This is a genomic window from Anabaena sp. FACHB-83, from assembly GCF_014697485.1.
GTDB lineage: Bacteria > Cyanobacteriota > Cyanobacteriia > Cyanobacteriales > Nostocaceae > Nostoc_B.
Genome location: NZ_JACJRY010000095.1, coordinates 1 through 8,732, shown reverse-complemented (window position 1 = coordinate 8,732; position 8,732 = coordinate 1). Strand labels below are relative to the sequence as shown.

Sequence of the window (8,732 nt, the reverse complement as noted above, 5' to 3'; positions counted from 1 at the left end):
TTGAGGTACTCATTTTTTAGCATTTGAGCCTCTTTTTCACTTGCTTTTCTTCTTTTATTTTCCGACTCTGAGAATGAATACTCACACCCTTGTAAAAAACCTACACCTGTCAGCTCCCCTGCTCCCCTGCACAGGCTTTGAAAGGTGTGGTGAGAAATCCGGGGTACACTATCTCTTTTGAGATGATTCTGAATTTGGCTGTGCTGTATGTGCAAAAATCAAGATTAACAAATCAGTGAGCGAGTATTCTCAAAGAGAGGGGAAACTTCATGCTGGGTCAAACGGTCGGGGGACGCTACCAAATTCTTACTCAGTTAGGACGGGGAGGATTTGGCACGACTTTTATAGCTCAAGATATACAAAGACCTGGAAATCCCCAGTGTGTTGTCAAACAATTCAAGCCACTGGCGAATGATCCCTACACCTTAAATGCAGCTAAACGCTTTTTTGACTTAGAAGCAGCAATTTTGGAAATGTTAGGAAAACATGACCAAATTCCCCAATTACTCGCGCACTTTGCAGAAAATGAAGAATTCTTTTTAGTCCAAGAATTTATTCCCGGTCATGATCTCAAACAAGAATTACCGCCACTGAGTGAGCCATTAAGTGAAACTGCTGTAATTAAACTGTTAAAGGAGATACTGACTGTTTTAGCATTTGTCCATCAAAATCATGTGATTCATCGGGATTTAAAACCTGAAAATATTCGCCGCAGAGAATCAGATGGCAAAATAGTTTTAATTGACTTTGGTGCAGTCAAACAAATTAGTACCCAAGTAGCTAATACTGATGGACAAACAAGTTTTACTGTTGCTATTGGGACACCTGGTTATATGCCCAGTGAACAAGCTAATAGTAATCCCCATTTAAGTAGCGATATTTATGCAGTGGGGATGATTGCTATCTTAGCTTTAACAGGGATAAATCCGGCTGCTGGTAGCCATTCAATTCCCAGAAACCCCAATACAGGCGAAATTGATTGGCGTAATAAAGTGAAAGTTAGCCCCCAGTTTGCCAGTATTTTAGATAAGATGGTGCGCTATGACTTTCGCCAGCGTTACCCTACAGCCGAGTCAGTGTTACAAGCCTTAGAGATGCTTGAGAAAGCACCATTAACTAAACTCAAACAATCTTTGCCGAAAAAATGGGTGATGGGTTTAGGAATTACCGCCGCAGTTGCAGTTGGATTCATACTTCTATCTCAAATCAAAGTTAATCAAACCAACTTTTTAAATTATGCTGATCATGGAGTAAAAATTAACTATCCTGATAATTGGGCAGTGCAGGAAACACCAAATGCTGTAACCCAAGATATAGTGACTTTTTTATCACCAAAACAAAGTGATTCTGACCAATTTCAAGAACTTATAACTATTCGGGTTGAACCGCTTTCGAGTACTTTAGATGAGTCGAAAGATTTATTTATTCGGGAAGTGAAAAATACAGTAGATGATGCTCAAATAGAAAGTTCTAGTGAAACAACACTGGCTAATCAGAGGGCAAATCAACTAGTCTTTACAGGTAAAATTGATAATGGGCGGTTAAAAAGTCTGCAAGTTTGGACTTTACAAAATGATAATGCCTATATTATTACTTACACTGCAACTGTTGATGAATATGATAAATTTTTACCCATCGTGGAAAAAATGATTCAATCTTTTGTTTTTGGATAAAATGAACTAATTTAAAAAGTTCTCTGTTCGTTTCCTTATACTCCTTCAGCCATTTGAATTTGAAGCTCCGTTTTTAAACACAAGCATTTTGGGCGGGGTCGAAATCCCCGTCCAAAACCAGCGTGTTCCCTTTTAATAAGATTCTTTTAAAACTGAGTTACTGTCAAACTGACACCACCAGAATCTAGTCGCGGAACCTTTAAATAATCTACTGGTTCACCGTTACGTTGATTCGGTTGGCTATTATTTGGCTTTTCACATTCTTTAATTGCTGCTTCGGGATCGTTGAGAATTTCTAGGGGTTTGATATTTTTGCAACCCTTCTCTTCACGGACGCTACCAATAGTGTTAGCAATTTGTCTTAAGGCTTGAGCGCGATCGCTGTTGCTAACTGCGCTACTGTTGATTGTAATTGGTTCAGTGATCAGGGTGGCGGCTTCGCGGCTTTCGATAGTCAGTGGCGCAAGTTCCTCTTGTTGTTGCGCTTGGACAGGATGAGCAAGAGCGATCGCACTGACAATCACAGCTAAAGTTATAAATGGGCGTTTCATACTCTAACCCCTGAATTTAAGTTATATGTGATACCTACAAGTGCAATTCCATCTTATCCGCAAGCAATTAAAATGTAATCACCTATTAGGTTAATTATGTTCCATTTGCAAAACTGGCACAGTTGTCTATACATAGTAGATTAGATGTTGATGAGGTACAGCAACTGATGGAAAAAGTAATGAGTAATGAGTCAAAAATTTACTTATTACTCATCGAGAGGTTCATATCCCCGACTTCTTGAAGAAGTCGGGGATATTTTAGTTCACGAATTATTTAGGGCTACTATATCTAATCAAGCATTAAAATATTTTTTCTTCACTTTTTTGTAGAGATTTTTAATTCTTAACTGATTTAAGCGTAATTGCGTCAAAGTGGGGATGTTAGATTGATACTGCTGTTTGTGGTCAAAAAACTCATTTAATTCCTGTAAAATTACTCGCAGCCTTTGAATAATATTTTCATAACGATACTCTTTGAGTACCTCTTCTGACAAACTTAAACCTGGAGCAGATTGCAGCACTTTGAGAATCTGTGCCACATCATATTCTTTGGAATAATTAGCGATTTTATAGCTATTAAACCCAGGATCTAAATAATCAGAAAGCCCACCATTAACGCTAGAAAATACTTGACACCCACAGGCTAAAGCTTCCATTGGTTGCAGTCCAAAGCCTTCACTGACACTCTGTTGCGCCCAATATTCTGCCGAATCATAAAGATAAATTTTCGCGCGATTAAATAATCCTGGTAAATCTTCTACATAATAATCAACTAAATGCACATTGCATTTTTTTTGTACCGTGGGAATTAGCTCTGTTAATAAATACTCCGAAGATTTTCGCGCCTGCACCAATACATCAATATCTCGTTCTAAATGTAAATTTTTAAATTCTGGGCTAATTTCATTTGGTAAATAATAAATGAGGTTATTTGGCGATTTCTGCCCCCAATAACCTAATGTGTTGCGACTAACAGTAATAATGGGAATCCCTATAGGTAAATTAAACTTGTAACCAGAACTATGGGCATGATATACCACATTATATTGCTGGAGTTTGGCAACTAATTTAGCGATATCAAATCCCCAATTAATAACAAAAATGGCATTATCTAAATTTGGTTCTCTCAGCAAGTCATCTAAAAACAACTTATCGGCTTCTCGTTGGCGGTAAGTTACCACTTCCGCACTACAAACCTGTTGAGCAAGTTTCAATGTTTTTAATTCTGCCCAGAGACCACCACAGACAAATCTGCCCTGAGTTCCAGGCAATAGAAAATAAAGCTTTCGCATTATAAAATTATGAATTACGAATTAATTTCACTCTCGCCATTTTACCTTGACAAAATGTCCTTGCCGTCCCCAAACATCACGAGCCACGGTAATATTTTCTACTGTTAAGTTAAACGGAATAGCTGTGGTGAGATAACGCTGGGCTATTGAACCTAAATCTGGGGCGATTTCTGCGGCTGTGGTGGCAGCTAGTCCTAAACCAATTAATTGTTCAACTGGGCGGAAGGGAAGCAACAAATTGACACCAACAGCGAGTCCGGCTGTTAACAACATTGTGACTGAAAGATTTGTACCACAACGGGGATGTACTGCTAAATCCCATTCACCATGTGTCAGCCGATAAAGGGCTTGGCTGACCGCCCGTCGCAAGTTGCTAATATTAACTTCACCATAAAGATAAAATCCTTGATCTGTAGATAAACCACCCAATAATTCGTTATCAAGTTGAACTGTATTGGGTCTCCCTGGGGGAGTATGAACATTTTTGGTTTCACTCAAAACCCAAACTGTAGCATGTTCTAAGGCGTGGACTTGCCGCAGCATCAGAATTTCTTTCAAGCCAGGAACAAATGATAGCTGCCTTACTAAATCAGCATCTAGGGTAGATTGCGGTGTAGTAAAGTCAAAGTTAAAAAAGTTAAAGGAAGACGAGCCACCTTGAACAGAAGCAGAAGTTTCCATAGCAACACTGCTCCCCAAACTGATGGAGCAAGATAGATTTCTTACAAATGTAACGCTTGCAGCCAAAGATTATTGCTAATTTTTATTGATGACTGAATGAATATCTTTTTAAATATGGTGAAATGTACCGTTGAGCCAGTTTGAAAAAACTGACTCAACGGTAACAAATTCTGCACGATAACCAATAACTCAGTAATCTGTTCTGCCTGATGTTGATACTAGCGAGAACTAGAGGTTCACGCTGAAATAGATGCGTGAGGAGTAAAACAAGCAGTGAACCATGAAAATGTCGTAGCTGCACGCCAAATGAAATTTATCGCCAGATTAGACGCGATTTATGGCATCTGCCAAACGCCATTGACCGCATCTGTGTTAGCAATTCATTCGTTTTGCTTAGGCAGAGGACAGCAATTCACATCATCCAAACAGACCTTGCCCCACTGTAAAGCCCAGCGCACAAGTGCCACCCGGTTTTCTGTTTGGGTTTTGGTGAGAATATTGCTGATGTGGTTATCAACTGTTCGCTTGCTAATTTCCAATTTTGCTGCAATCTCTTGGTTAGTTAAGCCAGCGGCCACTAAGTCGATAATTTGCAGTTCTCTGTCTGACAGAGTAACAGGGGTCTGGGACTCGCCACCAGCCATGACTGATTCTATCCTCCCTTGGTATATGTACTTAATCACTCTCTTTAATTCTAGAAGATTCTTTTGTTGGTAGGGATTTGAAGTGTTAGCTGTAATACGATTGACAATAATTTTTTTCAAGTTTAATCGAAGAGAAAATTTATATATCACAAAATAAATGTTATTTTTAGCACTTATTCTGAAGATTTTATTAAGTATTGTCACTGGTAAATAAAAGCTGATATTAAAGCCTACAGATTCAGTAGGAGTAACAAAAATTGCTATTTAATTCTATGAAGGACTGGCGACAGAACGACAAGATTATTGTAGATTTTATACTGACCTCACAAGAACTGAAAAGTTAGGGGTCAATAGGAAAAACTCAGAATATAAAGTTCTGGGTTTAAGCAGAAAAATTCTGATGTCAGGATTATTCTTTGCTTCCTCAACCTAAATCGCAAATCTAAAGTGAGATGAGCAATCCCCGTGTTTTGTGTCTTGGTGAAATTCTGTTTGATTGTTTAGCCGATCAATTGGGGCTAAAGCTGGAGGAGGTACAGTCTTGGACTCCTTACCCTGGAGGAGCGCCAGCTAATGTGGCCTGTGCGTTGGTGAAACTCGGAACTTCCGCCGGATTTGTTGGCTCTGTAGGTGAAGATGAACCGGGGAATGAGCTGGTTCAGTTACTCCAGGAAGTTGGGGTAGATATAACGGGTGTGCAACGTCATCCGACTGCGCCAACGCGACAGGTGTATGTAGTGCGAGATTTGGCAGGCGATCGCAGTTTCGCTGGCTTCGGTCAGTATGATACATCTGAATTTGCCGACACCCGTCTACAAGCCAAGCAATTACCCACTGCGTTGTTTCAAGAGGCAGAGTTTCTGGTTTTGGGTACTTTAGAATTAGCCTATCCTGACAGTGAACAGGCAGTTTATCGGGCTTTAGATTTAGCAGAACAATTTGACTTGAAGATTGTGCTAGATGTCAACTGGCGACCAGTATTTTGGCACGACCAAAATATTGCGCGGCAAAAAATTCAAGATACATTTAAGCGGATTGACTTTCTCAAACTCTCCAAAGAGGAAGCAGAATGGCTGTTTGATACCGCAGATGCAGGAGCCATTACTTACCGTTTAGATTCTGTGGAAGGGGTGCTGATAACTGATGGTGATAAAGGTTGCGCCTATTGCTTAAGTGGTAACGAAGGAATATTACCTTCTTTCCCGGTGAAAGTAGCTGACACAACCGGCGCGGGAGATAGCTTTTTGGCGGGATTTATCCACCAATTAAGTCAGCATGGGATCAAAAAACTAGAAGATGCAGAAACCGCCAAACGCATTGTTACTTATGCTAGTGCGGTGGGAGCATTAACTACGATTAAACCAGGTGCGATCGCTTCTCAACCAACAGCCGCAGAAGTCGAAGCTTTTCTGGCTACACACCAACTTTAATAAGGCTGTGGTCTGTTGAGAATGAGTGTCAGGGTGTAGGGGGTAAAGATTTGAAACATCTACACTCTTACAGAGAAGTCAAAATTCAAAAGTTAAGAGAATTTTTGACTTTTAACTTTTGACTTTTGACTTGATTTCACCCATACACCCATTTTTCACAGATAATCTTGGTACGTAAGTTCTCAATTTAAACGATGAGTTTTGCCAAACCTAAATAACGGATACCTTCGGGAGAAATATCAAAGCGACAAGGTAATACTTCTAAACCAAGGGCGATCGCTTGTCGCAATAACTGACCATATACTGGATCTGTGGTATCACCAGGGGCAAATTCTGTACAATCACCCCGGTTGATAAAGTACAACATCACAGCCCGATTTGTTGGTAGCAGCGCCATTAATTCGCGCAGGTGTTTTTGTCCTCTCGTGGTTTCTGTATCAGGAAATAATGCTAAGGTTCCTTGCGCCCAAGTTGTATTTTTAACTTCTAAATATATCGGGCGTTCTGTCTCATTACCTGTTAACAAAAAATCCACACGACTTTTTTTATCTACGCCATAAACCACTTCACCTTTGATTTGGCTGTAGTCACCTAATTCGGGAAATAAGTATTTTGCTAAAGCTAGTTTGACAATGCGATTAGGTAAAGCTGTGTTAACACCTACCCAAGTCGGTTCCTGATCATAGACTTGAATCAGTTCCAGGGTGTAAGCCAGTTTACGGTTAGGGTTATCACTGCGAGATAATTGCACCAAACTACCAAGGGTAGAAACTCCAGTCATCGGCCCTGTGTTGGGACAATGGGCTGTGACGATTTGACCATCAGCAAGCTGCACATCAGCAAAAAACCGTTTGTAGCGTTTGAGTAAAACACCAGGGTAGAGCGTCGGGTAACGATAAAGCCAATCCAGCATTATTTTGCAAAGCTAACCATAAATGCACAGAGCATCATACCGTGTCTGGTCTGATGCTGGAAAAATAAAAATCTACATATTACATTTTTTTACAAAATTATACTGAATAATCCTCAGAGGGAAGTATCCATTTAATGGCTTATTGAGGGATATATGACTAAAAATGTTGAATCACCGCTACATTGCTCACTGGTCTTAGATATTAAAGATACTTCGACACAGGTATATTTACGAGCAATGGAAAACTTATTGGTAGTAGTTCAAGATTTATCCCTCGCCCATACTCTAGAGCGCGTTATCGAAATTGTGAGGGTAGCAGCGCGGCAAATCACTGGGTCTGATGGAGCTAGTTTTATTTTACGAGACAATGGTTATTGCTATTACGTTGATGAAAATGCGATCGCTCCTTTGTGGAAAGGTCAGCGATTCCCGATGAATATCTGTCTTGGTGGTTGGGCAATGTTAAACCGTCAACCAGCAGTTATTAGTGATGTGTATGATGATCTCCGGGTTCCCCATGTAGCTTATAAACCTACTTTTGTGAAAAGTATGGTGATGGTGCCAATTCGCACATTTGATCCAATTGGTGCTATCGGTATTTATTGGGCAAAATTTCATCAGCCAACCCCCGAAGAAGTCAAGTTATTACAGGCTTTAGCAGATACTACAGCCGTAGCAATGGAAAATGTGCAAGTGTATGCAGAATTAGAACAGCGAGTCAGCGATCGCACGGCGGCTTTAGCAGCAATTAATACCCATCTCCAACAAGAAATTAGCGATCGCAAAGCCGCAGAAGCCGAAATCCGTCGTCTTTCCATTACAGATGAGTTAACAGGATTGTACAATCGGCGTGGCTTTGTGATTTTGGCACAACAGCAATTAAAACAAATTCAGCGATCGCAAATTCCGGCTGGCTTACTGTTTATTGATTTGGATGGACTCAAAACCATTAATGATACTTTAGGACATGAAATGGGTGATAATGCAATCACCTCGGCGGCGGATTTACTCAAAAATACTTTTCGTGAGTCTGACATTTTAGCCAGATTGGGAGGTGATGAATTTGTTGTGCTGCTACAAGGACGAGACCCCAGTTCGGAAGTGATTCAACAGCGATTGCAAACAGCCATTAAGGAATACAATCATCGCCAAAACCGACCATTTCAACTGTCGATGAGTATGGGTTTTCAAGCTTATGATCCTCATCAACCCCTCCCCTTAGACCAACTCATCACCCTTGCAGATATGAAAATGTATGAGTGTAAACGGTTCAAAAAACTAGGGAAGAATACAGTAACTCTGGAATAAACCCAAGAGACTGGAAGTCTAGGACTATACAAACAAAGCCTGCCTAACCTATCGGCAACTGCAAAGCCGAACGCAGGCTAATTATATGCTTCTTCATATCGATTTGATATCACAACCCTTACACCTTTATAGAACCCATTTGGGATCTATGAAGTAGCTAACCGTTTGAGCATAAGTCTGACAAAACAGAGATGAATTTTAGTCGTCGCATTCTCCAAAGTTCTTTCAAAATTTTTGACC

The 8,732-nt window shown here is 40.2% G+C and carries 9 protein-coding genes; 3 read left to right on the top strand and 6 right to left on the bottom strand.

All coding sequences use genetic code 11. The features are described 5' to 3' along the window. Positions 1–215 (bottom strand): hypothetical protein (locus H6G79_RS36565; RefSeq protein ID WP_206758813.1); only part of this gene is annotated, 215 nt, incomplete at its 3' end. 54 nt (positions 216–269) lie between these two features. On the opposite strand from H6G79_RS36565, the gene H6G79_RS35680 reads away from it, so the two are divergent. Continuing rightward, positions 270–1,673 (top strand): serine/threonine-protein kinase, encoded by a 1,404-nt coding sequence (locus H6G79_RS35680; protein WP_190594963.1) that lies wholly within the window; start codon positions 270–272, stop codon positions 1,671–1,673. Between the two features lie 146 nt (positions 1,674–1,819). Here H6G79_RS35680 and H6G79_RS35675 read toward each other — a convergent pair whose 3' ends face one another. The 4 genes from H6G79_RS35675 to H6G79_RS35660 all read right to left on the bottom strand — a co-directional run bounded on the left by H6G79_RS35675 (position 1,820) and on the right by H6G79_RS35660 (position 4,841). Next, positions 1,820–2,224, bottom strand: a complete 405-nt coding sequence (locus tag H6G79_RS35675; RefSeq protein ID WP_190594964.1) for a hypothetical protein — start codon at positions 2,222–2,224, stop codon at positions 1,820–1,822. Positions 2,225–2,517: 293 nt separating this feature from the next. Next, complete coding sequence (locus H6G79_RS35670) at positions 2,518–3,516, bottom strand: glycosyltransferase (protein ID WP_190594965.1); 999 nt, start codon at positions 3,514–3,516, stop codon at positions 2,518–2,520. 27 nt (positions 3,517–3,543) lie between these two features. After that, positions 3,544–4,197 carry a DUF6391 domain-containing protein gene (locus H6G79_RS35665; protein WP_190594966.1) on the bottom strand — a complete coding sequence of 218 codons (654 nt, stop codon included), beginning with the start codon at positions 4,195–4,197 and terminating at the stop codon, positions 3,544–3,546. Positions 4,198–4,577: 380 nt separating this feature from the next. Beyond that, entirely contained in the window at positions 4,578–4,841 is a 264-nt protein-coding gene (locus H6G79_RS35660; RefSeq protein ID WP_190594981.1) for a helix-turn-helix transcriptional regulator, read from the bottom strand. Between the two features lie 452 nt (positions 4,842–5,293). On the opposite strand from H6G79_RS35660, the gene H6G79_RS35655 reads away from it, so the two are divergent. Continuing rightward, entirely contained in the window at positions 5,294–6,271 is a 978-nt protein-coding gene (locus H6G79_RS35655) for a carbohydrate kinase (RefSeq protein WP_190594967.1), read from the top strand. A 187-nt stretch (positions 6,272–6,458) separates the two neighbouring features. Here the strand turns inward: H6G79_RS35655 and sfsA are convergent, their stop codons facing one another. Next, a complete protein-coding gene (gene sfsA / locus H6G79_RS35650) occupies positions 6,459–7,184 on the bottom strand; it encodes a DNA/RNA nuclease SfsA (protein ID WP_190594968.1) in 726 nt (241 codons plus the stop codon). Positions 7,185–7,337: 153 nt separating this feature from the next. Here sfsA and H6G79_RS35645 point away from each other — a divergent pair, with 153 nt between their 5' ends. Next, positions 7,338–8,492, top strand: coding sequence for a diguanylate cyclase (locus H6G79_RS35645; protein WP_190594969.1), 1,155 nt, complete (start codon positions 7,338–7,340; stop codon positions 8,490–8,492). The last annotated feature ends 240 nt before the right edge of the window (positions 8,493–8,732 follow it).